The sequence below is a fragment of the Methylorubrum sp. POS3 genome (assembly GCF_043352485.1).
GTDB classification, from domain to species: domain Bacteria; phylum Pseudomonadota; class Alphaproteobacteria; order Rhizobiales; family Beijerinckiaceae; genus Methylobacterium; species Methylobacterium suomiense.
Genome location: NZ_JAPRBT010000001.1, coordinates 4157328 through 4180009 on the forward strand (window position 1 = coordinate 4157328; position 22682 = coordinate 4180009).

Genomic DNA, 22682 nt, shown 5'->3' on the forward strand with positions numbered 1-22682 from the left:
CGCCAGGCTCGGCCGAGGCGGGGTTTCTCGATCAGCTCGTAAGTGCCGGCTTGAACGTTCGACTGCGCGCTCGAACCTAATTCCGTTGTCAATTCTGTATCAGCGGAAGGCGTGTATCAGCACGCGACGACCGTTTCGTTCAGCGCGATCCTCGATCAAACTCACTGTCTTGAACCCATGCCTCTGACAGATTGCAATGAGATCTTCAGTTCGCAGCCATTTGGCGTGATCGCTCAAGCCTGCGAACGGATTGATCTCGATGCCGGCCTCGATGTGTTTTTGATAAGCGTAAGTTTGGTTGCCGACAGTATAAGTGAACTTTGCTTTTGCGTCGTCCAGCGCCACGTGGGTATCGAGCATCAGCGCTCCTCTCGTCCTCGGAAGAACCACGTCCAGATGCTCGACCGGATTGGTCAGATGATAGAGGACCCCGATGTGGTGAAGCATATCCCAGTGTTCCGGGATCGTGTTTGGCACTTCTTTCTCCAGGTCCCAAAGAAGCAACTCTGTGGTCTGGTCGTAGGCCCATAGTCGAGCCATGGTTTTGAGAATATTTTCAATTCTGCCGTCTACACCAGTGACCCGAGCGGCCCCTAAGAGCAGCGCTGCGAGAGTATGAATGCCTTCAAAGCAGCCAACTTCTAGGACGTGCTTGCCTTCCAGAGGCCAAATTCTGTCGAAGTTGCGCAAGCGCGGATCAATCAGCGCGTTGTAATATGTACGTTTGGTGGAGCTCCAAGCATTGCCGACCGAACGACCTTTGTTGTCGACCGTCATAGCTGCCCAAGGCAGCAAGCGGTTGAACGAGGCCAGCAACTCGTCGCTCAATAATCCGATATTCCTCCCGCTTCTGCTCAGGGCGATGTGATCCCGTTCGAGCGCCTTGCCCGCATCCGGCTGATCGGCATCCTCAAACGTTGCGGCGAAATTTAAAGCAATCGTATTGAGTTCATTGGCTGCTTGAGCTCTTGCCTGACGATCCGGTGCCTGCATCAGATTAATATAGGCTTTGTGCAGTTCGGCTTTTGGTTCCATTGGTGGTCTCTATGCTCCGATTTACGGCTTCATCGACGAGTCGAATTCCTATCAATCAATCAGCCCGAAGTAATCATTTTTATGATAAAATATTACAAGTATTATGATAACAAATCTTGTTTTAGATGATGCATTATTTGCGGTGACTGAATTAGCATCGTATGGACGATGAAGCAGCGAGTTGCGTAGGGTCGAAATCTAATACCTGCCGAGCCTACCCCAAGGTTTTCATGGACGCATCAGAAATTGCTCGCCTTGTTGGTTCCGCCATCGCCATCGGTGAATTCGATTGGCTGTGCGACGGCGCTGGCTGCTCCAGCCGATCTCTCGCGCGGCGACAGAGGCGTCCTGCGCGCAGCGTCGAGGGGCCCGTGTTCCGCCCTCGCTGTCCGGCTCGACATCGATTTGGCCGGCCGACCTCTCCTCGCCGCCTGGCTCGAGGGCGATTGTGTCGTCGTCAGGCCGGGAGGAGCGATCCGCTTTTCAGTGAAAAGCCGACGGCACAGGGCGATTCCGCTCCTCGTCGGCCATGATGGACACGGCTACTGAGTTGATGAGAAAAATCTGAAATGGAACGAGCTGATCGAAGGGCTCATGTCGAGCTGCGGGGAAGACGCACGCTCAAGATATTCTTCAAGGCGACGGGAAGGTCGTTGAGATAAATGGTGCTGCGAGAGAGGATTGAACTCTCGACCTCCTCATTACCAAAAAGGCGCTTCGCCCGGTCTTCATCGTTTGTTTTCGCGCTGTGCGCAACCCGTTCCGCGCGGGAAGCGCTCTCCAACCCCTAAAACCCTGCGTAGGGGTTCACCGGAACCTGAGAGCACATCATAACCTCACTGGGCCCGCCGCGGACCTAGTCGCGATCAAGCGAATGACCGCTGAGGGTGTTGAGGAGACGCTGGCCGCGCTCCCAGAACCGGACATGCGGCTTCGCGCCCAACCTTGGCCTTAGTCGCCTGACTGAACCGTTACAAGATGCGAACGTTCATTCTGACGCAACAGCGCCAAGAGTGCGCAAGGCGACCGGACCTACTACGTGAGCGATATGTCCTCCTCCGAATTGCCGGTCCGCCTTGAGAAGCTGCATTTCCTGACCGAGGATCTGCGGCTGGCCTTTACACTCTCTCGGGCCGCACCGGATGCTTGGACGGGAAGGCTCGTCGCGCGTCACATTTTGATCCGTGCCTACGATGTGATTGCGCATTCCCGACTGCTTCGCAGGCTAGCCCAGCCGTACGGTTCGGTCCGAGCCTTTCACGAGGCGAAGGAAACCTACGCGAGGTGGTTCGACGAATATTTTGCCACAGCTCGCCACAAGCTGGGCGCTCACATGCAGGACCTCGACTTCGGCCTCCGCATCGAGCTCTGGAACGACATCGAGACGAGTAAAATAGAAACTTTTGTCGACGGGGCAGCCGAGATCTATGGCACGCTGGCCTCTTTGGGTCTGCCGGGGTACATACCTCTTCCCCCGGAGCCGGCGGAGTGCGCCACCCCGGCGTTCACGTCGGCCCTTATTGGCTTTCGGGATGCCGCTCCGGCGCCGCGCGCCGAATTTGCGATGGATCCGCTTGCCGGAACGCGTCCGGGCACTCTCGGCGGCCGCGGTGGCACACCCATCCACGAACGCGCTTCCCAACTCGCTCTGGTCGCGCGCTGGGTGGCTTGGGATCGGGAGACGCTCGCTCGCTTTGAATCGTTTCCTCGCGTACGCCGCATTCTGCAGGCTCGCCTCGTCACGGATGTGGTTAGCTTCGCCGACTGCTTGATGACACGTCCGGTCGCTGCGCATGCCCCGCAAGCGATGGCCGGATTCGACCACCTGCTCGCGGCCGAAGGCGGACCCTCGGTCACGCTATCTAACCTCACGGCGGCATTTCGGCTCGATGCTGCGCTCGACCGGTTGCGACCGGTTCGGGACAGCTTTGGTGGCCACTTCGAGGTCGACCCTGCCCAGAGTCTGGGCGATCTAATCACTCGTGTTGACGGCACTGACTGGGCTGACGTCGTCTCGACGTTCGAGATCCTGCGAGCGGCATTCGGTGCTGCTTGCATGGAGCGCGTTTACCTGTACGGCTACGTCGCCGATGGCGAACCAGTCCGAGGTGGCGTACCCTCACCATCGGGCCATGTGGCTGCATACGATCCCGCCGCGCCCGCCCCAGCTTGGCCTACGTTGCGGCCGACCCCCGATTGGACGGCCGACGAGTTTCGCATCGCAATCGAGGCTTGGCTTACCGGCGACGAGGGCAGGCGGCACGAAGCCGAGGAGGCCATCCGATCAGGGCTCTCCAGGAACATCGGGGAGGAGTTCACCGTCGAGCACAGCATCGGCCTTGGGACGAGCTGGAGGCGCTGCGTCTTCACCCACGCTCATTTTGCCGTCCTGAACGCGCTTCGAACGGCCAAGTCGGCAGCAGAGTTCGGCCAAGTCCTGGAACTCCTGCTCACTGCAGGCCGCGGATACCCGAACCGTGCCGCAGAAACGCTGGTTCGATACATCGATGATATCAGTAACATCACTTGGACAGGACCAGCGCTCTACACCGCGCTTGGGAGGGTGGCGGAATGGGACGCTGCTCGCCAGATCGAACCGCTCCGCGCAAAGGCGGTCTCAGGTCAGCCTTGGGACCTCCGCCGGGCAGCGATCTTAGGCCTATTTGAGGCATTTGTGCGCTATGAAGGCTTGCACCGAATCAACTCCCAGGCGGTTTCACTTGATTTCGGACGGGAGGTGGAGCCCTGGGTTTCCCATTTGCCCCTGGCTCAGGAACTTGAACTCCTGCTCGCTATGGCGAGTGGGTTCTGGAAGTCTGGACTCGACGTCTTCTACGCGCCCTTCGAGCGGGAGATTCGAGCGGTCGATGATCGTCTCAGAACCCTGGTAGGTGACGAACTCGCGCGCATAGGACGTCCCGAGCGCGCGGACGCAGCGCGCAAACTCATCGCGGCCGGCGACCACGTGGGGCTTGTCTTGCTGATAGCCGAACCACCGACGACGGCCGAAGCCCGCAAGCTTCTGGAACTCGCGCGGGATGGTACCATCGTCACAGGACGGCACCCGCAAAATGGGCGTAATCTCGCCTGTTGTTTTTGGCTATTGGAAGACATCGATGGGGCCCTCCATATTGTCGAACGCCTCATCGCGCGCAATCCAGGGAATGTAGATTACGAGTTGCTGAAGCTTGAGCTTCTCACTAACCGGGCCGGATCCAAGGAGGCGGTGTTGAGCGGCGTCGCTCGACTTCGCCGCGACTTTCAGCTCGCACAGGAAAATTTAGCGCGCGTTGCGGCAATCGAGGCTTCGCCCGAACCGTAGGCAGTGTCCACTAAAAATTAATTCTAGAGGTAAATAGTTAATCTTGTGCATCATTGTTAATGGTCGACGGCGATGGTGCTTGAGCAATTGGATGCCCGGTAATTATTAGGTCTATAGCAGTGAGCATCGGCTGATCCGCCGTAGAACCCCTCAAAATCGTCGCCCTTCCGCTCTTGGTCAAGCCGGTTCGCCTGGACTCACTCAGGCTTTCCTGGGAGCGGACCTTCCGAAAATCCGCAACGGGTCGAAAGCAGTCCTCCAGCCTATCTAGCTACCTCGTAGTACGGCTCGCTAGTGACGGTCGCGTGCGTACCTCCAGGCTCCCCGCGGCGGTGCGAAGGTACTGGGGGCTGAATTTTGCATAGACACGTTGCGTAATTTGGTCGTCGGCGTGGCCGAGAAAGGCAGCAATCTCGCCCATCGGCCTTCCGGCTTCCGCCAACCAGCATGCGGCACTGTGCCGGAAGACGTGCGGCGTGACGCCGATGAGCCCTGCCCGCTTCGTCGCCTTCGTGAGCGCGGTGCGGACGCTCGCCACGGGCTCGCCGGCCCATTCGATGACGCGGTCGGTCCTGCGGTGCGCATGGGCGTTGGTCAGGGCCGCGCGCAGACCGTTCGTCATTGGGACGGTCGCCCTGCCCTTCTGGGGCCGGAGCATGTTGCGCTCGCCCAAGAAAACGAGTCCACGCTCGAAATCGATTCGGTCCCAAGTCAGTTCGAGCAGCGCCGCGTTCCGTCCGGCCGTCGAGATGGCGAGAAGCAGGTAGAGCCGCAGGTGCGGGGTCTCGGCAGCGTCAAGCAAGCGCTCGAACTCGTCGCGGGTTAGGTGGCGCTCGCGCGGCGCCGGCGCGCTCGGCATCTCGATCGCGGGCGCCTTGACAATGATCTTCGCCTTCTCGGCCCACAGCAGCGCGGCGCGGAGCTGGTTCAACTCCGTTCGGATCGTACCATCCTGCACGCCGGTCCACTGCGCGGACGGTCGTCCTGCGGAGCGCCATCGGGCCTGCTGCGCAGCTGAGCCCCTGGGTGCCGCCCGACGCTGGGCCGCATAGGCGCGACAGAGCTTCGTCGTGATCTCCTCCGGCTTGTGATCGCCGAAGAAGCCAAGCACGGCCTTGGCCGACCAAGCCATGTTCCGTGCGATTCGCCGCCCTTCCCGATCGGCGCAGTAGGCGTCCCAGATCTTGCGGATGTCGGGGTCTATCGGCCGGGATGCGTCCGCAACGATTCGGCTGAACTCCGCCGCCGCTCCCGCTGCGTCGCTGCTTTCAAGGCCTCGGCGGCTGACGCGTTTGCCCCCTTCGTAGAGGCAGATGGCGTACCCGCCGCGGAACCTTTGGAGCTTGTATTCCGGCATGCCTCGTACTCCCGGACGGCGCGTGCCGTGATCCGTAGCAACTTGCCGCCGACCCGGAACGCCGGCAACTCGCCATTGTCGATCAAGCGGCGCACGAACGACGCGGAGCACTTCCACCGCGTCGCGACTTCGGCGGCGGTGAAGACCTCGTCCTCTTCATCGGCAGCAGACAGGCTTAGGGCGCTCATCAAAAGTCCCCCGGTGCGACCTGGCAGCAGACGATGCCGCGCGAGCGCCACATCGCCACCATGGAAGCTCGATCCTCGAACACGAGGGCGGGCTTGCGCCCCTCGTCCATCCACTCGGCTTTGAGCACCGTGTCGGGGCGGTGGTCGCCAGCGCGGCGGGTCCGGATCGGGATGTGCCCCAGCCCGTGCTCGGCGAGCCAAGCCGTGGTTTTGTCCTTCACCTCATCGGACCGGCCGGACCAGATCTCGACTTCGGCGCCCGTGTGGTGGAGCGCCAGCAGGGTCCGGATGATGGGGTGGCAGGGCTCGTCCTTGTCGCAGGCCGCATAGAACCCGCGCCAGTCCTTGTCCTTGCCGGGCCGCTTCAGGAAGTGCGCCCGGTGCTCGGTCAGGGCGAGCGTGCCGTCCAGGTCGAACACGACGAACATGGTCTTCCTCATCTGCGTGGTGAGTTGATCGGTGAAAGCTGTCATCGGCTGACTGCTCCCTGGTTCGTTGCCTCGGTCGGCCGCACGCCGCGCTCGGCCAGCGCCTCGAGGTCCGGGATCATCTCGGCCACGATCTCGGCCCGCTTGTACGTCCAGCCCGGCAAGCAGGCGTGCGAGTAGTGCCCGCCGTACCCGTTCACGCGCACGAAGCCGGGCAGGTTCGCCCACATCGTGCACCACTCGCCGCGCCGTGGCCGGGCAAAGTCGATGTGCGCTGTCGACTCGGCGCCCCTCGTGCTGGGGTCGGCGATCGCCGCGCGGAGGGCGCGGGCCGCCTCTCCGGCGATGCGGCGCTCGTCATCGGTCGGCGGCGGGAGAGGCGTCTGACCGCGGGCGGCCATCTTCGGGGCCGGCTTTGCCCGCTGCTCCTCGAACGCTTTCCAGTTTCGGCATGCGGGCGCAGTCGTCAGCACGTCGGTGCCCTTCCCGCCGGTCCAATGAGGTTCCAAGAGACGGCACTTGCGGTAGACCTTAGCGAGGCGCTTCCGGACGAGATGCCCGCACGATCCGCATGTCTCCCCAGCCGGACCGGAGCCTGGAGCCGCCGCATAGCCCTGAGCCTTGGAGCCGCGCTGCTGCATGCTACGGCGCTCGACCGGTGTGAGGGCCCGATCCCTCGTGAAGGCCAGAAGGTCCGTCATACTGCGTTCCCTACAACTGAGGTGGCGGCAGCAAGGGGCACCCAACTCATCAGCGTACCCGTCGAGACGATGCTGCACAGTTGCGCTTTGTCGCGACTCGCCGGAAAGCATTGCGAATGAACCTGCGCGTCTCTCTCTTCTTCGTTTCGCTTATCGGTTTGCTGGTCGCCTTTTCTTTGGCGCCATGGGACGATTTCCTTTGCAAACAACCCTTTGTCGTAGATTTGCTGCAGCAGAAGAATAAAGATGGGGCTGTTGGTTGCTTTGAATTTTGGTTCAATAGATATCAGACGTTGATTGGTACCTTTGCAGCCGTAGGTGCTGCCGCTGCTGCTTGGCTCGCATCGCAAGGACAAATTTCTGCTGCTAAACACCAAGCTCAAGTTGGGCAGCAACAATATGCTGCAGCCGCATTGCCCGTGCTCGAAATGCTTTACAACAAGATGAATGAAGCTGATTCTGCTGTCACACAGCTGAAATCTGCACTTCTGCGACTTGTTAATGTTGTAAAAAATTCTAGGCAAAGTCTCAGCGCTGCTTATGAATCTGATGGCAGAATAATGGGTGACAATTTTACAAAAGCAATCATTTACATATATAGATCCGATCAAGATTTTGAACGTGCGGAAACGAATTTCGAGTCTGCGTACAAGGCAGCATTGGAGGTGGGGAGTCGCATGACTGTTAGCAGCGACGTGATTCGCGAGTATTCGGAAATATGCGAAGCGATCAGCTATATTAAAACTGAATGCGTGCATATACGGCTCGATTACGAAAATATATACAATTATTTCAAGGAAGGAGAAGCTGACATACCGGAAAGTATATGGTATAATCTGAGAGAAGTAAACTTTGATGAAATGTCCAAACTTCCGGATCAAGCCTTGTTTAAGGACGCGCATAAACAAATGTCCTCTAAGATAGAAAATATCGTCGGCGCACTAATCTCGTGAATTTTCATTGCTATGATTGCTGCCGAGCGGCCGCATCACGCCACCTCTGCTGTCGGCGTGCCGGCGAGGCGCGCCCAGCACCGGGCCATGATGCCGGCCCGCGATGGCTCGGTCCGGGGAGAGGCGGCCGGCGGCTCGGAGCGGGGGACGATCCGCAGGACCGGCGCGGGCCGGCGCTCATTCTGGTCGGCAAGGAACGCGAGGATGGTCTCGAACACCTCCGCGTTCGCGGAAAGCATCGCGGATGCCTCGTCCATGGTCGCGACCGACCGCTCGATCGCGGGGAAGTCGCGCGGCTTGATGACGTGGTCGTCGCCCGTCGGCGCCACGTATTTCTGCCCGAGGATTCGGCGGCTTTTGCGATGGCTCAACCCGAGACAGGCAGCCATCTCGACGTTGCGCCGAATGAGGTCCGGGGTGACGAGCCCGGCGATGTCGGCGAGGTTCGGCATCGAACGGGCTCCTGGAGCGTGGGGGGCAAGGCGGGGCGCGAGCATCAGGCAGCCTTCCGCGGCCGGAAGGTCTGGGCGTGCCGCACGACGTCGGCGTAGGCGGCGCCCTTGAGGGCGAGCCACGCGCGGCGGCACCATTCGATGTCGAGGCGGTCGACCGCGGCCTCGGCGAGCGGCAGGCGCAGCTCGTGCGCGAGGAAGGACGCGACGCGCTCCTCGGCGATGGCGCGACCGTTGGGGGTCTGGCGCAGGGCCTCCCCGATCAGCCGCTCGACCTGGCGCTCGCGCAGGACGGTGCGGGCGTTGCGGGTCTCGGGGCCCGCCGGGAGGCCGACACAGGCGCCGTCGGTCGCGCACGGGGCCCACGCCTCCAGGCATAGCGGGCAGGCCCAGACCTGGGCGTCGATCAGGTCGGGGTCGCGGGCGCCGGCCTCGCGACCGGTGACCTGCTCGCATTCGGTGCCGCAATCGGCGCAGTAGATGGCGGAGTCGGCCATGTCAGTTGGCCTCCCAGTTCACGCCACCGAAGCCGGGGAATCCGTCGTCATCGTCGGCGTGCTCGGCGGTGCGCTCCAACTCTGCGAGGATCGGGGCGAGTGCCTTGTCGGCCTTCGGATCGATGCCATCGCGGAAGGTGCGCAGCGCGGCGCTGCCCTTGGCCGCTTCGGCACGCGCGGCCGTGAACAACCGATCCCGGTTGCTGGGCTGGCGCTGTTCGCTCGGCTCCGGCGTCTCCGCCTGGGTCTCACGCGCACCTTGGTCGCCACGGGCCCACGCTGCGAGAGCGGCGCCTTGGTCTTCGTTGATCCGGTCACCGTCGCGAAAAATTTGGCGGTGCGCGCCCTCCATCTTGAAGGACAGGGGGTCGGACAGATCGATGAAGCCCTTCCGGTCAGCGGCGAGCCGGAACGAGACCGTCACCTCGAACGGGAAGGCTTTGTTCGTGATCGACTTGAACAGGGTTTTGTTGGGCGGGACGAAAGTCTCCTCGCCCCGGATCGAAAACACGATCGGGATGCGGCGCTGTAGGAGCGAGTAGACCATCGCCTTGTGGGCGACCTTCGGCTTGATCCAGGACGCGCCCTTGGTGCTGTCCTTGCCGCCCATCCGGGCGTGCTCCTCGGCCTGCCAGTCAAGCACGCCGCCGACGCCGACCCACTCCATCGAGAAGCTGTCGATTACCAGCACGTCGTAGCCGGCCTTCTCGGCAGCGAGCGCAGCCTCGGCGAACCGCTCCGGGCGGAACGGGGCCTGCATCACGTTCGCGTCGAAGTCGAAGGCCTCTTTGAGATGAAGCGTCCGGCCGCCCTCGGTGTCGAGGACGGCGACCTTGCCGTTCTTGCCGGCGATGCCGCGAGCGAGCCGCAGCGCCGAGAACGTCTTTCCGGAGTTGGTCCCACCGGTGAGCGAGACGAAGAGGCCGGCCCGTTCGGTGAACGAAGCAGCCGGAGCGAACGTGAACGTCACGCGGCATCTCCCATGTCGAGGGGGCGCCACGGGCTCTTGTCGAGCGACCAAGCGACGTCCGCGACGGTGGGGTCCAGTTCCTCGCGCTCTGCCCAGCGGCGAGCGGCCCATTCGGGGTATTCGGCGCGGATGATCTGGGTGGGGTAGCCCGGCCAGACGCTGCGGCGCAGGCTGGCGTTCCAGCGGTGCAGGGCCAGCGCGACCTTGCGCTCGCCGACGTGCATGCCCGCCCCATCGGCCTCGGCCACGGTGACGGCGTGTGGCGGGTCGTTCTCGATGAAGACCCACCGGAAGAGGATGTGGCCCTGAAGCTTCGGCAGCAGCAGCCCAAGGACATGGACGTAGAAGGCGGCCTGAACCTCCATCGCCATGCCTTCGATACGGCGACCGAGTCCCTGCGGAGCGGCGGCCTGATCTCCGGTCTTCACGTCCCAGATGATGGCGCCCTGGTCGGTGATCTCGACGCGGTCCATCATGATCCGCAGCCACGCGCCGGAGCGGTCGCGGGCGATGGCAACGATTTCGGCGGGGGCGCTCTGGAAGCCTTCGCAGCCCGGAACCTTGGCGAGGCGAGCGAGCGCTTGGTCGGCGATGCCTTCGGCCTTGAGGAGGTCGGGCTGCAGGATCGGACACGCGCCGACCTCGTAGGCTTCCGCGCGCTGCCTGCGGTGCTCGGGCTTCTTCCAGTCGTCGGCCTCGACCATCCTGAGGTCGCGGCCTTGGCCGAGCAGCAGCTTATGCGCCGCGGTGCCGATCTCCTTCGGGCGGGTCGGGTCCGAGTCCTCCTGCGGCCCGCCGAGCCGGGGATGCGCGAGATAGGCGTGTTCCGGGCTGCGGTCGATCAGAAGCTTCGCGATCGAGGACGACAGCGACGGCTCCGGGCAAGGGTCGGCGTGGTATTCCTCGGCGCTCAACCGGTAGAGGCCGGGGCCGGGCACGAAGCCCTCAAGACGGTGGTCGATGATGCGCATCGGTCTCACTCCGCAGCAGAGCGGCGCCGGGCCAGCCGCTCGCCAAGCGCGCGGCTCTGCTCGGACACGGCGTTGAGGTGATTCGGGTCGAAGGGGTCGCGGATCGCCCGGGCCTCGATTTCGAGGTGGGTGAGATCCGCCGCGAGCAGCTCGGCGAGCTTCCGCCGGAGGGCCGGACCGCAATCGGCCGCGGCGATGGTGACGACGCCGTGGCCCTCACGATCAACGACGCAGGCCGTCCGGGCCGGATCGACGTGGAAGGGCCCGTAGGCGCCGACGTCGTGCAGGTCGGCCAAGAGGCCGGCGGGCGCGAGCCCGGTGAGGGTGATGTGATCAGCCACGGTCGCGGCTCTCCCCGTCGTCGGTAGCCTGCTGGCGGAGACCGTCCCGACGGGCGGTCGCGGAGGCGCACAGCGAGGCGATGAGCAGAATGAAGCCGATGCCGGCGAGGCCGGCGGGTATCTGCTCGATGCTCATGGCCGACCTGCCGCGACCTGGATGCGGTGGGCGGCGAACAGCACGACGTTCGGGGGCGGGTCGCTGAGGTCCGGGCTGGCGATCGCCTCCAGGAGGAAGCTGGCGCCACGGCGCGCGGCGCTGGCGGCGCGCTCGATCGCCTCGTCGAGGCTCGCCTCGGTGTTGCGGTGGATGCCCTGCGCGACCGCCTCGTGATCGAAGGTGAGGGCGTAGACCTGCCCATACCGGAGCGCGGCTAGTCGCTCGAGGTCCTCGATGCGGGCGACGAGGTCGGAGTAGGAGGCCCAGCCGACCTGGGCGAGCGCCCGGTCGCAGACATCGATAACGCGCGCTGCTTGGGCGGTAGACACGGGTTGGGCTTCGGGCGCGCTCATGCTGCGGCTCGCTGGCTGAGGGTGGCGGAGGTGGTGACGGTCAGGCGCACGTCGTTCAGGACGTCGCGCAGCTGCTCGGCCTCGGCGGCCAGTTCGGCGGCCACCAGGCTCTGGAAGGTGTCGGCGCTTCCAATGTCGGCGCCGGCTCGGATGCGCTCGGCGTGGTAGCGGGCGCTTTCGAGGGCGTTGCGCAGGTGGCGCAGGTCGTCGGCGGTTTCGCCGTGACCGCAGCAGGGGAGGACGGGCGCGGCCATTACCGCCCCCGCCAAGCGAAGCGCACGAAGCACGCGGCTTCGTAGACGAAGAAGGACGCTGCGAGCGTGCCCACGGCCGGGCCGATGCCGCAGACGGCAAGGGCCTGGAGCGGCGAGAGGGCGTCGAGGAAGGCCAGCATCACGCCGCCTCCGCCAAGCGCTGCGCCTCGAAGTCGTCGAGCGCGGCGTCGTCGTCCTGGGCAGCGTGCTTCAGGTCGAGGATGTGGGACTCGGCCTCCCCCAAACAGGGGATGCCCTCTAGCTCGATGCCGGCGGCAGAGCGGACGGCATAGGCGCCGTCGAGGCGAACGATCCAGAAGTCGGGGGCGGCGGGCACTTGGGGCTCCATCGCTGGGGAGGCGATGGAGAAAGTTTGCCAATTGGCGAAAACGTCGTCAAGGCATTTCTCGCCAATTGGCGAAATTTGCCGACTGGTTGGCCTTTAGTTGATGTCCTCCTGCTTCACGCTCACCAATGTCGCGATCGGGTTCTCGCACTCTCCACAGGCAAAGCTCTGACGCTGAAGCCAAGCGCTCTCGAGCAACTCCTCAACGTTGCAGGGAGCGTCTTCCCGGTCCGGCGACTCGATGGTCCGCGTGGTCGTCTTCAAACAGTTGTGACACCGCAACCGCACTATGAACCGCGCTCGAACCGTGGACCCCTCGTCGAACATGCGCGCTCTTCTCCCTCAGTGTTCACTCATTGTTCTACAACTGCACACGAGCCGTCCATGCCCTCGCGGGCGAAAATGCAACTTGTGAACATCACGGTAAGTTGAGCGACTGAATTAGCGAGATAAACGCATCCGGGGAACGCGTACTCTCATTGAGACGTCGCGAACTAATCCAATGACCTCTATGGAGCCCCATTGCTCATTGCTGGGGTCGTTTACAATTTTGATGGGCTTATGCTTAGAATTCGTCGATCTTGGGCAAAACCAAACTTCGTCGTCGTGTAATTCAATCTGCTTGACGGACCATTCGCGCAGATGTCCTCCCTCGCGGACCCGCTGCACAACAACAATCATTCCTTCGACGAAGGGTTGCCCGGTTTGGTCGAAGTCTAAACAAACTACTCGGGCGCCATCTGGCATAGGCGGGACAGCAGCGTCCATGCTGTCGCCCTCGACTGTCAGTGCGAAGCGCCTGGCTTTTGGGAAATCTTCATCTTCCGGTTCAAAGACGTAATCTGGCTCGGCGTCGTCGAATTCAACTACTTCGCGAAAAATACCAGCAGCCGTTCGGCCGACCAGAGGAACGGGTAACAGGTCACCTCGCCGCGGCGGTGTTTTGGCGCCAGCCGCCTCTTCGCCAAGAAGCTCGGGAATCGAGCAGTCCAAGGCACGGGCCAACGCTTCGAGTTCGGTTCGCTTTGGCTCGCGCTCTCCAGTTTCAAAGCGCTGAATCTGCGAAAGCGACACGCCAACGATCTGCGCCAGGGCATCCAGCGTCAGCTTCTTCTCTTTGCGTCGTCGTTTCAGCTCAGGCATTGCCATTAGGCGAAACTGCTTGAGTGGCTGGGGATCGAACAGAGCCAAATGGCGAGAACCCCGTTGACAAAATTCGCCAATTGGCGAATTCATGGGGAATGGACCTTCCCGCCTATCTCGCTGAACGCAGGATCAATCCGACCGCCTTCGCGGCCGAGATCGGCGTGCCGCCTTCGACTATTCATCGGATCATTCGCGGTGAGCGCGATCCGAGGGGCGCGACCATCCGCAAAATTGTGGAAGGTACGGGTGGGAAGGTCACCGCTTCCGACCTGATTCCTGCCCCTGCCTCGCCGGAGGCAGCATGAGCGCGCCCCGCTCCACGCTCGCCCTGCTCTCGCTCCTGGCGCTCGGCGCCTGCGCGATTGAGCCCCAGGCTGCGCGCGAAGCTTTTCGTGACGAGGGATTCGAACACGTCGAGACTTCCGCTGAACCCGTGTTCGGTCGCCCCTGCGACTGGTCGCAGCTCTACGCCCGGCACTTCGTCGCCACGCGCGACGGGCGGCGCATCTCCGGCGTGCTGTGCGCTGTGTCCGAGGGCGCTCACGACGCGCAGGTGCGCGGCGGCAGGATCGTCGCCAGCCGGGCCCCGACCTGGGACGCGTTCGGGGGCGGGCGATGAGCAGCGCGGCCGCCCTCTACTTCGCCGCCCTGGCCGCAGGCATTGCCCAGCGGGAGCATGCGACCCGCTTGGGCGGCGCGGATGGTCGTCCGCCCGCTGCGGCCTGCGCGTGCTTCCTCGCGGCGGGCTTCGCCTGCCTGATGTTGCGGGGCGCTTGAGATGGCCCCGCTCGCCCTCGCCGCTTCCGCTGTCGTCTGCATCGCCCTCGCGGTGAAGCATGGCGCTGCGCTGCCGCTCGTGCTGGGCGGCGTCGAAATCCTCGCGGCCGGCGCGCTCTGGTTCGTGGAGCGACTGCCGTGAATACCCCCGGTCAGATTTCCCGCGCACGTGGTGGGAATAGCGCCAGGGCTTGCTCTGTAGCGATTTCTCGAAACACTGATAAAACTGTCAAGGTATCTGGGTTCGCGCGCTCTGCTATGGCGCGGTGCTCCAAGTTTGATAAATCTTTCATAACTTCCAAGCTGGTCGCCGCGATACCGGCGGCGCGATCTGCTTGTAGTATTGACCACATTTCCTTCAAATACGGGCAAGTCACATTCAGCATTTGCCAAGCCATCGAGGATCCTTCTGCGCCCAAAACAGGCGTTCGGGTACGATACGGCGGCCAAGGTGCCCACGTTCCAAACCCCTTCAGCAATCCGGTAACGTTCTTGTCATCGGGCGGCTTTGGCCTCCCGTGCGCGGCGGGTGCGCTAAAGCCCCCAAGCGTCCGCCGCGCTCCCCTTTCGAACCGCGCTGGAATGACCCGGCCGGTGGCGTCGATGGCCCCCGTTTCCGATGGTCGTCGGCGCCTCCCCTCTTCGCATCGTCTTCACGATGCGTCCGTGGCCCGCGAGGGCACATCCGTCTTGGATGGTTCCTTCCGTGACTGCCGGAGCCTGCGGGCTCCGGCCCTTCTCATCCCGCGCGCCCGCCGACGCCTGCCAGCAAGTAGCGGTCGCGCCTGTGTACCTCGTGCGTTCGTCCTCCCTCCGCACCTGCGTCTCCTCCTCCAGTGGTTCGAAGTAACCACAGGGGGATTTGCAGGTGTGCAAAAAGCTTTTGCGGGTGGCGCAAATGAATAGCGCTGACGTCTCACGGGCTCAGACCTGGGCCGATGATCTCGTTCGCTGGGAAGCCAAGGGCTGGGGCGACGCCGGCAACGCAATGAAGCGGGTCGCGGCGCGCGCCAAGGTCCCGTTCTCGAAGGTCTGGGCGCTCAAATACCGGCCGCCCAAGGAAATCGCCTCTCACGTCCTGTCCAGGCTCGAAGCCGCCCATGCCGCCGAACGCGAGCGGCAACTCAGGAAGCTCGCCGATGAAACCGCGCTCACCGCCATCGTCGCCGGGCCTGACCACCCTGCTGTTCGCGCGGCTGGTGCTCTTCTGCGTGCGGCTGCCGTCGAGCCTGACGACAGCGGTGACGACCTGGTGCCGCCGCCTCTGGGCACGCGTGCTCGGTCGTCGCGACGGCGGCCTCCCCCCGAACTGACCGATCTGCCGCTGTTCCGGGCGGCCGACCCGCGGCCGTGAGCCGCCGAACCTGAGGAAGAGACGATGGATCAGTATGCGTCCGCCACGAGAATGGCGTCCCACGAAAGCGGTCCTGTCGGCGGCATGGCGGTAGCGGCGCCGACGCTGGGCGGTGCCCTGGCTGTGCTGACAGATATCGGCGAGCTGGCGAACGGTGCCGCGGATCATGCCGAGCGGCTCGCGAACCATCTCGCAGGCGTCGCCCCGACAGGGGAGAGTCTGACGAAGGGGCGTCGGGATATCGACTGTTTGACCGACGCGCTGAATGAGCGTGCCGAGGCCGTGCGCGATCCGATCGTCCGCATTCGAAACGCGCTGGCCCGCATCGAGCGACGCCTCGGCTGATCATGTCCGGCGCCTCGCCCCTCGCCGCCATCGCCGAAAAGGTCTCCAGCCTCCGGGACGAGGTCGTGCGCCGCTGCGGTGAGCTGCACGGGTGCGACGAGCCGGCCGCCCGGAGCGAGCGGGCGAACCTGCGGGAAGCCCTCCGCCTGCTTTCCGCGGCTGAGGATCGGATCCGGATGTGCGGCGCGGGGACGACGATCCCGGCTGCCGCCACCGCCAACCCCTGAAACGCGAACCGCCCGGCCTGCTGGGGAGCGGGTGCCGGGCGGTCGAATGCCGAAGTCATGGTGAGCCAAATGAATGCCAAATCTACGGCCCTGCCGCAAGTCGATCCGTCGTCCGTTGCAGCCGATCAACTAAAAACCATCGTCGAGCGCATTGAACGGCTTGAAGAGGAAAAGGCCGGCATCGCGGGCGACATCAAGGATGTCTATGCGGAGGCCAAGGCCAACGGCTTCGATACGAAGATCATTCGCAAGATCATCGGCCTTCGAAAGCGCGACTATGACGAGCGCATGGAGGAGGAGGCGATCCTCGAACTCTACATGCAGGCGCTCGGCATGCTGGCGGACACGCCGCTTGGCCAAGCTGCGATCGAGCGCGAATCCTCTCGGTCTCGAGCCAGCGAAAGCGGACTGCGCCGACGGATCGGCGAGACGCTGAACCATGCCTTCGCCGGCATGGAAGGCGTTACCGTCACCATCGGCCGGGATGCCGGTCCGATTATGCGTCAGGCCGCCCGAAAGATGCGCGAGGCTGGCGCTCAGGTCGATCTCGAAGATTACGTCGCGGCTCGGGGCTGAGCCATGAAGCGCCCGCACCTCCGCGAATCCGCTATCCAGTCGGCCGTTGTCGAGCACTGGCGTGTTCTTGGCCTGCCGGACACGCTCGTGGCCGCCATCCCAAACGCGGGCGCTCTTGGGCAAGCGGGCCTCACCGCCGGGCTGTCCGATCTCCTCGTGCTTGGCGGTCTGATCCGGATTGGCTTCATCGAGCTGAAGACAGCGCGCGGCGTCGAGAGCGATGCGCAGATCGCGTTCCGAGAGCGGTGCGACCGCCTCGGTATACCCTGCGTCGTCACCCGTGGCCGTGATGAGCCGATCGCTGTGCTTGAGCGATGGGGCGTTGTGCGTGTCCAGGTCGCGAGGGCCGCCGCATGAGCGGCTACCGCGAGAACAAGGCTCACCCGCACGCCGAGCGCGGAAACGATCTGTACGAGACGCCGGGCGTCGCGGTTCGGGCGCTGCTCGCAACCGAATGGCTGCCGCAGCGGATCTGGGAGCCGGCCTGCGGGCCCGGCGCCATCGTCCGCGAACTGGTTCAGGCTGGCCACGAGGTGGTGCCAACCGATCTCGTATCCTACGGCTGCCCTGGTCAGGTCGCCGAAATGGACTTCCTGAAGCTGCACGGCGCCCCGTTCGGCGTCGACTGCATCGTCACGAATCCTCCCTACAAGCACGCCCGCGCCTTCGCCGAGAAAGCCGTCGAGCTTTGCCCGCGGGTGATGATGCTGCTGCGGCTCGCCTTCTACGAAGGGATCACGCGCGGCTCTCTGCTCGACACCGGCACACTGGCCCGCGTCCACGTCTTTCGGAAGCGGCTGCCGATGATGCACCGCGACGGCTGGGACGGCCCCAAGGCCACCAGCATGACGGCCTTCGCTTGGTTCGTCTGGGACCGCTCTCATCGAGGTCCGACGACGCTCGGCCGCCTCTCCTGGGAGGACTTCGTCGACGAGCCTGAATCCCAACCCCTGCCGGTCGCGGCGGAGTAGAGCCATGGCCATTCGATCGGAAGTTCTACGGGCGATGCTCGCGGCCGGTGCTTCGGCGGAGATGCTGGTCGCGGCCGTCGCGGCCGATGAGAAGGCGGAGGCTGAAGAGGTCGATGCCAGGACGGAGAAGCGGCGGGCGCTGACGGCGGCACGGGTCCGGCGCCACCGTGAAACGCACCGTAACGCAAGTAACGGCGGTAACGCGTTACCCCCCGGCCCCTCCCCTGATGGTCGCCCCTCTCCCCCTGCACCCCCTCACCCCACCCTTAATCCCTCCCCAACCCCCGGTTCCGAGCCTGACGGCTCGGCCGGCGATGCCGGGCAGGCGGGCAGCGAGGCGGCGGAACTGGCTCGGTCGAACCGGCAAGCCCTGCTGACGATCGGCGTGGACCTGATCAGCGCCAACACTGGCCGGTCCCGTCGCTCGGCGCGCGGCCTCATCGGCCATTGGCTCGGAATCGCCCGGGACGAGGCCGCGGTAGTGCTCGACGTGATCGAGGACGCCGATGGGCGCGAATTGGCCGATTTCTCGACCTGGGTCGAGTTTCGGCTCCGCAGGCGCCGGCATGAACTCGACCGGCCCCCGGATCGCGACCCGCCGTTCAACGGCCCTCGCGGCGGCGGCCGCCACTCACCCGCCAACGTCACCGGCCTCGCCGGCCGCCTTGTCCGCCTCCACGAGCAATCCCTAGCCGGAGCCTTCGATGTCGAACCGCCTTCCGTCGATGCGAACTCTGCCGGCGCTGAACCGAGTCGAGGCGAAGATTCCGGCCTTGCGTGGCAGGCTGGTTCCGGTGGACGGCCAGCCGAACCGCTTCTGCGTGCGGCGGGATATGGCGGTCACGACAGCCGAGCGTCGAGCGCTCTGCGCCGTCGCCGAGCGTCTTGAGCTGGAACGGAAAGCACCCGCGGACCCCACGGCCGTCGATGTCACGGTTTCGCGGGTCCTGCTGGGCTTCGAGTTGGGCCGCGGGCGCGAGGACGTCGGCAACGAGATCCTCGTGAACGAGTACATCAAGGGTCTGGCCGGCCTCCCGCTCTTTGCCATCCATGGCGCGGGCGAGCGCTTCCGGTCTGGTGAGACGATCATCACCTGGAATCGGGCCTTTCGCCCGTCGCCGGCCGAGTTCGCCGAAGAGGCGCGCCGCGGTCTGTTCCTGCACAATCTCAAGCTCGTCCACGTCCGCCAGATCCTCGACGCTGAGGTCTTCGAGCCGCCGTCTGAAGCGGACCGGGCGAAGGTTGAGGCGATCGCTGCGAACTGGCGCGACACGCGCGCCACCACCGATGCGGAGCGCGAGCGGGCCCATCCCGCGCCGGAGGAGGTCGCGCAGGCTCGCGAGGCGCACCTCCACCATCTCGGCGCGCAACTCCGTGACGCGGCCGACGGCGCCACGCTGGGCCGGCTGATGGGCCGCCTCGATGCGAAGGTGCCGCGACAGGGGGCGGAGGTCGCATGAGCGTCGCCCTCGCCCTCACCGACGCGCAGCAGCTCGCCGCCTCGTGGCGCATCGGCGTGTGCAGCCTGCCGGAGGACCGCGTGCCGTGTCCCGGCATGATCTGGACGGCGCCGGGCGCGAGAGGGCGCTCCGGCGTCTGGCCGGCGGTCCGTAAGGCCATGCTCGCTTTCATCGACGAGTGGGGTGAGGACGCCGCGCGCCTGGGCTGGTCGACGGAAGCGCTGTTCGGCGTCCATCGGCTCGCCGGGGCCTATCGCGTCGATTCCGTGGGCGCCCTGGTCACTATCTATCCCCGCCGCTGCGTCGCCCTGTGCGAGCGGGAAATCCACCTCGAGCGCCGTGGCTCGATCACTGTCGCCACCGCCCAAACCAACCCGGCCGACTCGGTGACGATCTGGCTGTTTCGGGGAGAATGAGCATGCCCGATCTCTCCCTCCCATGTGAGGCTTGTGCCGGCACCGGCTGGGCCACGCACGAGGACCGGCACGCCGAGACCCGTCCGGATGTTTGCACGACCTGCTGCGGGACCGGGCGCGTCCCCAGCCGCACCGGCGAAATCCGCGGCGGATCATTCGATCCTGAGACCAGGCAGGCGTTCGGCGGCCCCATTCACGCCGGCTCGGACGCCGACACCACAGTGGGAAGCCTCACTACAAAACAATGTGATCGCACTTTGCGGATTTCACAACGTCTTTATCATTTTGAGGATTGCAAGATAGTTATCTAAGTATATAAGCTTATAATTCAAATAATAATCATCAATTATCCTGAAGTATCACGTAGGAATGTTTGGTGGTGTCAAATAACCTTCCAGGCAACTCCAGCCCAGATGATCGAGATAAGATTGCTGATCGTGTCGTCAGCATAGTTTCTGCCTTTGTGGGTAACAATACAATTCCCGCAAAAGATCTGCCGGCTTTGATAGCCAACGTACATGTAACCCTTGCCAACTTGGACGGGCGCCATGGTGGCACGCAGATTACGCCAAGTTTGGAGATACCTACACAGGATCAAATTAAAAAATCGATCGGCCGCGACGCTTTGATTTCGTTTATCGACGGGAAACCGTACAAAATGCTTCGTAGGCATTTAAAACAGCATGATATGACGCCTGAAAGTTACCGGGCTCGTTATGGTTTGCCTCAAGATTATCCGATGACCGCTGCTGAATACTCAGCTCGGCGCGTGGCCATTGCGCAGGCCAACAAACCCAGACCACCGCGCGCTCAATGAGGTGTTTCCGCCGGGTCTTGAAGGCTGCAATTTTGGTTCATGGCTGATCACAGCGCCGTCAAAGGCTATGAGTTGTGACTATAGATCGCCACATTGAACTGAATGCCGCCCCGGATCGAAGGACCTGACCCGCCTGCCCGTCGCGCTGATCCGTGGACCCGTGCCGATGTCGAACGCTGGCTGAAGGCTGCGTTCCGGGCGATGCCCTATGCACCGATCTACGCCCCGCGCGGTAGCACGCTCCAGGTGGCGGCCGGCGTCACCCCAGACGCGACCTTTGACCTGCTGGCGTTCACCGGCACCGTTCTCGGCGAGAAGAGCGAGGAACGGCATATCCTGTTGCTGTGGGCGCGATCCATGGCGACCGGCGGCGGGGTCGGCGGTTCCGTCTCGGAATACTGCCTGCGGACCGGGCGCAGCCGGGCGACGTTCGACCGTATCAGGATCAGGGCCTGCGAGCGGATCGTCGAGGCGAAGAACCGCGCCGACAGCCAAGACGACGCGGCGCGTTAATACCTCTTGACGGTGAGGAAACCGGCGCACGATCCCGTGAATAACGGGCGCCCGATCCGGTTGTGCCCTCATCGAGGTCTGGCTCGTGTCCGTCGCCGCTTCGTCTTCCCTTCCGTCGATCTCCGCCCAGCGTTCGCGCTATGCCAGCCCTGCCCGTGAACGCGATGCGCGGGGTGACCGCTACAATCGTTCGGGCGCCTATCAGCACGGCGCCGGGCTCGGCCGCCCTGCTCGTCGTCAGGCTGTCGACACTGCCGTCGGCGCGGTCGATGATCCCTTGGAGCCGGGCAAGCGTGTTCAGGCGACGATCAACCGGCGCGTCGATGTCTTGGAGATGGAGCGCGGGCACGGGCGCATCACGGTCTCACAGTACGAAGTCGGTCGCCAAGTCCAGGCCATCCTCGAGCGCGCTTCGGGCGCTCGCTCCGGCGGTGGGATGTGGGACAATTCCGGGTCACGCGACCAGGTCATCGCCCACGAATTGGCTGTCATCTACGCGCTCGACGACGCCCGCCTCGTCGACAAGCTCAAGGGCAAGATCGTCCGAGCCGTCGGCAAACCGGGCGCTCGCTTCCTTGGCGAGGTCCTGACCGGACGCCAGACCTTCGGGCAGTTCGCCGAAGCGCGCGGCAAGGCCGGTGAGCGCGGGACTGCCTATGTCGCCGAGCACTTCCGCATCCTGCTCGAATATCTGGATGCCGACTTCGCAGCTGAGGGCGTCGCCACCGTCGTGGATCGCTTCTTCCGCACCGACGATACCGGCGAGGTGACCGACGAGCGCGGGCGGGTCGTTCCTGCGGGGCATGGGTACGCCTGGGGCGGTGAAGAGAGCCGTTACGCCCCGCACATGAACGATCACGCACTCAACCTCGCCGGACGTGATGCGCGGGTTCGCGATCGGGTATCTGCAAGGCACAGATCTACGGTCGAGGAATAAAATGCAGCCACTCTGCCCATAGACACACCGAAGCGAATCCACTTCACTCGATTAGGCTGATGGGAGTGTGTGATGGAATTTATTGTTCAGTTTGTGTCATTTTTAGAAAAATGGCAAACATTGATAGCCGGTATATTAGCAATTTTTGGAGCTTGGGCTACACTCAAAGGTGTTGATCGTCAAATAGCGCAAATAAAGGATTCTGAAGATAGGCAATTAAAGCGGCGCTTTTTTTGCTGCCAGGGTAGCTCTACCCGACGCGCTTAGTCGGATGGCGGAATATTCGCAAAATTGCACAGAGATCATTCATGCGCTCAGAAATGATCCTGATGTTTTAGACATCTACAAACATCGTTATACGCTGCCACCGCGTCCGAGTGAGGCGATTAACGAAATTAAAAGTGCGGTTCTTGCGACCGACGAAAAGCATGCTTTGACACTTGCGGACATAATATCGTGGTTTCAGGTAAGTGAAGCAAGATTGCGTGAATTTAGAAAATATATTGCAAATGAAAGTGGTAGGCCAAGTAATAGTGATTTTACAACAGCTATAGTTGATTCTGCGAAATTATATGCTCTGTCGGTACGACCTCTTGCTTGGGCTCGGGGGGAAGTTGATACGGTTGGTGCATTTGATGAGGGGAAGGAAATAAGAAGCGCATTATTTATCGTAAGAATATACGAGGAAGACAATGAAGATGTTTACGGCATGGCAGACTTATATGGGAGGGTTGCGAAAAAATTTTGAGGACAATGCCTGAGGCGCAGCACACTGCGACGGAAGCCACGGGATAGGCGATCCGGGCCACGCGAGAGCA

The 22682-nt window shown here is 63.3% G+C and carries 35 protein-coding genes and 2 pseudogenes; 20 read left to right on the forward strand and 17 right to left on the reverse strand.

Annotated features, from left to right (window positions below; genetic code table 11):
• Positions 1-99: 99 nt before the first annotated feature.
• Positions 100-1035 (reverse strand): DUF1698 domain-containing protein, encoded by a 936-nt coding sequence (locus OWC43_RS19120; protein WP_393957848.1) that lies wholly within the window; start codon positions 1033-1035, stop codon positions 100-102.
• Between the two features lie 1039 nt (positions 1036-2074).
• On the opposite strand from OWC43_RS19120, the gene OWC43_RS19125 reads away from it, so the two are divergent.
• A complete protein-coding gene (locus tag OWC43_RS19125; RefSeq protein WP_393957849.1) occupies positions 2075-4357 on the forward strand; it encodes a hypothetical protein in 2283 nt (760 codons plus the stop codon).
• A gap of 271 nt (positions 4358-4628) precedes the next feature.
• Here OWC43_RS19125 and OWC43_RS19130 read toward each other — a convergent pair whose 3' ends face one another.
• The 4 genes and pseudogenes from OWC43_RS19130 to OWC43_RS19145 all read right to left on the reverse strand — a co-directional run bounded on the left by OWC43_RS19130 (position 4629) and on the right by OWC43_RS19145 (position 6803).
• Positions 4629-5714 (reverse strand): tyrosine-type recombinase/integrase, encoded by a 1086-nt coding sequence (locus OWC43_RS19130; RefSeq protein WP_393957850.1) that lies wholly within the window; start codon positions 5712-5714, stop codon positions 4629-4631.
• Positions 5715-5731: 17 nt separating this feature from the next.
• Positions 5732-5902 (reverse strand): annotated as a pseudogene (locus OWC43_RS19135) (helix-turn-helix domain-containing protein); the annotation flags it as partial.
• Positions 5902-6375 carry a hypothetical protein gene (locus OWC43_RS19140; RefSeq protein WP_393957851.1) on the reverse strand — a complete coding sequence of 158 codons (474 nt, stop codon included), beginning with the start codon at positions 6373-6375 and terminating at the stop codon, positions 5902-5904. The gene OWC43_RS19140 and the pseudogene OWC43_RS19135, both read right to left, overlap by 1 nt.
• A complete protein-coding gene (locus tag OWC43_RS19145; protein WP_393957852.1) occupies positions 6372-6803 on the reverse strand; it encodes a hypothetical protein in 432 nt (143 codons plus the stop codon). The genes OWC43_RS19140 and OWC43_RS19145 overlap by 4 nt, the downstream gene beginning before the upstream one ends.
• Positions 6804-7147: 344 nt before the next feature.
• On the opposite strand from OWC43_RS19145, the gene OWC43_RS19150 reads away from it, so the two are divergent.
• Complete coding sequence (locus OWC43_RS19150) at positions 7148-7984, forward strand: hypothetical protein (protein WP_393957853.1); 837 nt, start codon at positions 7148-7150, stop codon at positions 7982-7984.
• A 35-nt stretch (positions 7985-8019) separates the two neighbouring features.
• Here the strand turns inward: OWC43_RS19150 and OWC43_RS19155 are convergent, their stop codons facing one another.
• From OWC43_RS19155 to OWC43_RS19205, 11 genes are all read right to left on the reverse strand, one after another.
• Positions 8020-8436 carry a hypothetical protein gene (locus OWC43_RS19155; RefSeq protein ID WP_393957854.1) on the reverse strand — a complete coding sequence of 139 codons (417 nt, stop codon included), beginning with the start codon at positions 8434-8436 and terminating at the stop codon, positions 8020-8022.
• A gap of 44 nt (positions 8437-8480) precedes the next feature.
• Entirely contained in the window at positions 8481-8933 is a 453-nt protein-coding gene (locus tag OWC43_RS19160) for a hypothetical protein (RefSeq protein ID WP_393957855.1), read from the reverse strand.
• 1 nt (position 8934) lies between these two features.
• Positions 8935-9903, reverse strand: coding sequence for an AAA family ATPase (locus OWC43_RS19165; protein WP_393957856.1), 969 nt, complete (start codon positions 9901-9903; stop codon positions 8935-8937).
• Positions 9900-10874 carry a PD-(D/E)XK nuclease family protein gene (locus OWC43_RS19170; RefSeq protein ID WP_393957857.1) on the reverse strand — a complete coding sequence of 325 codons (975 nt, stop codon included), beginning with the start codon at positions 10872-10874 and terminating at the stop codon, positions 9900-9902. The genes OWC43_RS19165 and OWC43_RS19170 overlap by 4 nt, the downstream gene beginning before the upstream one ends.
• Before the next feature lie 5 nt (positions 10875-10879).
• Positions 10880-11215: a hypothetical protein gene (locus OWC43_RS19175; RefSeq protein ID WP_393957858.1), complete on the reverse strand. Its 336-nt coding sequence runs from the start codon at positions 11213-11215 to the stop codon at positions 10880-10882.
• Positions 11208-11351 (reverse strand): hypothetical protein, encoded by a 144-nt coding sequence (locus OWC43_RS19180; protein ID WP_393957859.1) that lies wholly within the window; start codon positions 11349-11351, stop codon positions 11208-11210. The genes OWC43_RS19175 and OWC43_RS19180 overlap by 8 nt, the downstream gene beginning before the upstream one ends.
• A complete protein-coding gene (locus OWC43_RS19185) occupies positions 11348-11725 on the reverse strand; it encodes a hypothetical protein (RefSeq protein WP_393957860.1) in 378 nt (125 codons plus the stop codon). Before OWC43_RS19185 ends, OWC43_RS19180 begins: the two co-directional genes overlap by 4 nt.
• Positions 11722-12012 (reverse strand): hypothetical protein, encoded by a 291-nt coding sequence (locus OWC43_RS19190; protein ID WP_393957861.1) that lies wholly within the window; start codon positions 12010-12012, stop codon positions 11722-11724. The genes OWC43_RS19185 and OWC43_RS19190 overlap by 4 nt, the downstream gene beginning before the upstream one ends.
• Positions 11979-12119 (reverse strand): hypothetical protein, encoded by a 141-nt coding sequence (locus OWC43_RS19195; protein ID WP_393957862.1) that lies wholly within the window; start codon positions 12117-12119, stop codon positions 11979-11981. Before OWC43_RS19195 ends, OWC43_RS19190 begins: the two co-directional genes overlap by 34 nt.
• Positions 12119-12316 (reverse strand): hypothetical protein, encoded by a 198-nt coding sequence (locus OWC43_RS19200; protein ID WP_393957863.1) that lies wholly within the window; start codon positions 12314-12316, stop codon positions 12119-12121. Before OWC43_RS19200 ends, OWC43_RS19195 begins: the two co-directional genes overlap by 1 nt.
• A gap of 450 nt (positions 12317-12766) precedes the next feature.
• Positions 12767-13516, reverse strand: coding sequence for a helix-turn-helix domain-containing protein (locus tag OWC43_RS19205; protein WP_393957864.1), 750 nt, complete (start codon positions 13514-13516; stop codon positions 12767-12769).
• A gap of 50 nt (positions 13517-13566) precedes the next feature.
• Here OWC43_RS19205 and OWC43_RS19210 point away from each other — a divergent pair, with 50 nt between their 5' ends.
• The 4 genes from OWC43_RS19210 to OWC43_RS19225 are packed head-to-tail and all read left to right on the forward strand — an operon-like array spanning position 13567 to position 14390.
• Positions 13567-13776 (forward strand): helix-turn-helix domain-containing protein, encoded by a 210-nt coding sequence (locus tag OWC43_RS19210; protein WP_393957865.1) that lies wholly within the window; start codon positions 13567-13569, stop codon positions 13774-13776.
• On the forward strand, positions 13773-14090 hold the full coding sequence (locus OWC43_RS19215) for a hypothetical protein (protein WP_393957866.1): 318 nt from the start codon (positions 13773-13775) through the stop codon (positions 14088-14090). Before OWC43_RS19210 ends, OWC43_RS19215 begins: the two co-directional genes overlap by 4 nt.
• Positions 14087-14248, forward strand: a complete 162-nt coding sequence (locus OWC43_RS19220) for a hypothetical protein (protein WP_393957867.1) — start codon at positions 14087-14089, stop codon at positions 14246-14248. The genes OWC43_RS19215 and OWC43_RS19220 overlap by 4 nt, the downstream gene beginning before the upstream one ends.
• A gap of 1 nt (position 14249) precedes the next feature.
• On the forward strand, positions 14250-14390 hold the full coding sequence (locus OWC43_RS19225) for a hypothetical protein (RefSeq protein WP_238308529.1): 141 nt from the start codon (positions 14250-14252) through the stop codon (positions 14388-14390).
• Between the two features lie 10 nt (positions 14391-14400).
• Here the strand turns inward: OWC43_RS19225 and OWC43_RS19230 are convergent, their stop codons facing one another.
• The gene (locus OWC43_RS19230; protein ID WP_393957868.1) at positions 14401-14646 is read right to left on the reverse strand and encodes a hypothetical protein; all 246 of its coding nucleotides are present in this window, start codon (positions 14644-14646) and stop codon (positions 14401-14403) included.
• Between the two features lie 500 nt (positions 14647-15146).
• On the opposite strand from OWC43_RS19230, the gene OWC43_RS19235 reads away from it, so the two are divergent.
• The 14 genes and pseudogenes from OWC43_RS19235 (at position 15147) to OWC43_RS19300 (ending at position 22612) form a co-directional block, all read left to right on the forward strand.
• Entirely contained in the window at positions 15147-15602 is a 456-nt protein-coding gene (locus OWC43_RS19235) for a hypothetical protein (RefSeq protein WP_393957869.1), read from the forward strand.
• 24 nt (positions 15603-15626) lie between these two features.
• Positions 15627-15947 carry a hypothetical protein gene (locus OWC43_RS19240; RefSeq protein WP_393957870.1) on the forward strand — a complete coding sequence of 107 codons (321 nt, stop codon included), beginning with the start codon at positions 15627-15629 and terminating at the stop codon, positions 15945-15947.
• Between the two features lie 2 nt (positions 15948-15949).
• Entirely contained in the window at positions 15950-16174 is a 225-nt protein-coding gene (locus OWC43_RS19245) for a hypothetical protein (protein WP_393957871.1), read from the forward strand.
• 69 nt (positions 16175-16243) lie between these two features.
• Positions 16244-16510 (forward strand): annotated as a pseudogene (locus tag OWC43_RS19250) (DUF2312 domain-containing protein); the annotation flags it as partial.
• A gap of 243 nt (positions 16511-16753) precedes the next feature.
• Positions 16754-17107 carry a hypothetical protein gene (locus tag OWC43_RS19255; protein WP_393957872.1) on the forward strand — a complete coding sequence of 118 codons (354 nt, stop codon included), beginning with the start codon at positions 16754-16756 and terminating at the stop codon, positions 17105-17107.
• On the forward strand, positions 17104-17721 hold the full coding sequence (locus OWC43_RS19260) for a class I SAM-dependent methyltransferase (RefSeq protein ID WP_393957873.1): 618 nt from the start codon (positions 17104-17106) through the stop codon (positions 17719-17721). The genes OWC43_RS19255 and OWC43_RS19260 overlap by 4 nt, the downstream gene beginning before the upstream one ends.
• 34 nt (positions 17722-17755) lie before the next feature.
• Positions 17756-18610 (forward strand): hypothetical protein, encoded by an 855-nt coding sequence (locus tag OWC43_RS19265; RefSeq protein ID WP_393957874.1) that lies wholly within the window; start codon positions 17756-17758, stop codon positions 18608-18610.
• The gene (locus tag OWC43_RS19270) at positions 18555-19181 is read left to right on the forward strand and encodes a hypothetical protein (protein ID WP_393957875.1); all 627 of its coding nucleotides are present in this window, start codon (positions 18555-18557) and stop codon (positions 19179-19181) included. Before OWC43_RS19265 ends, OWC43_RS19270 begins: the two co-directional genes overlap by 56 nt.
• On the forward strand, positions 19178-19597 hold the full coding sequence (locus OWC43_RS19275) for a hypothetical protein (protein WP_393957876.1): 420 nt from the start codon (positions 19178-19180) through the stop codon (positions 19595-19597). The genes OWC43_RS19270 and OWC43_RS19275 overlap by 4 nt, the downstream gene beginning before the upstream one ends.
• Positions 19598-19976: 379 nt before the next feature.
• On the forward strand, positions 19977-20414 hold the full coding sequence (locus OWC43_RS19280; RefSeq protein ID WP_393957877.1) for a MucR family transcriptional regulator: 438 nt from the start codon (positions 19977-19979) through the stop codon (positions 20412-20414).
• A gap of 102 nt (positions 20415-20516) precedes the next feature.
• Positions 20517-20927, forward strand: coding sequence for a hypothetical protein (locus OWC43_RS19285; RefSeq protein WP_393957878.1), 411 nt, complete (start codon positions 20517-20519; stop codon positions 20925-20927).
• A gap of 85 nt (positions 20928-21012) precedes the next feature.
• Positions 21013-21864: a hypothetical protein gene (locus OWC43_RS19290; protein ID WP_393957879.1), complete on the forward strand. Its 852-nt coding sequence runs from the start codon at positions 21013-21015 to the stop codon at positions 21862-21864.
• A gap of 72 nt (positions 21865-21936) precedes the next feature.
• Positions 21937-22131, forward strand: coding sequence for a hypothetical protein (locus tag OWC43_RS19295; RefSeq protein ID WP_393957880.1), 195 nt, complete (start codon positions 21937-21939; stop codon positions 22129-22131).
• 4 nt (positions 22132-22135) lie between these two features.
• Positions 22136-22612: a hypothetical protein gene (locus OWC43_RS19300; RefSeq protein ID WP_393957881.1), complete on the forward strand. Its 477-nt coding sequence runs from the start codon at positions 22136-22138 to the stop codon at positions 22610-22612.
• The last annotated feature ends 70 nt before the right edge of the window (positions 22613-22682 follow it).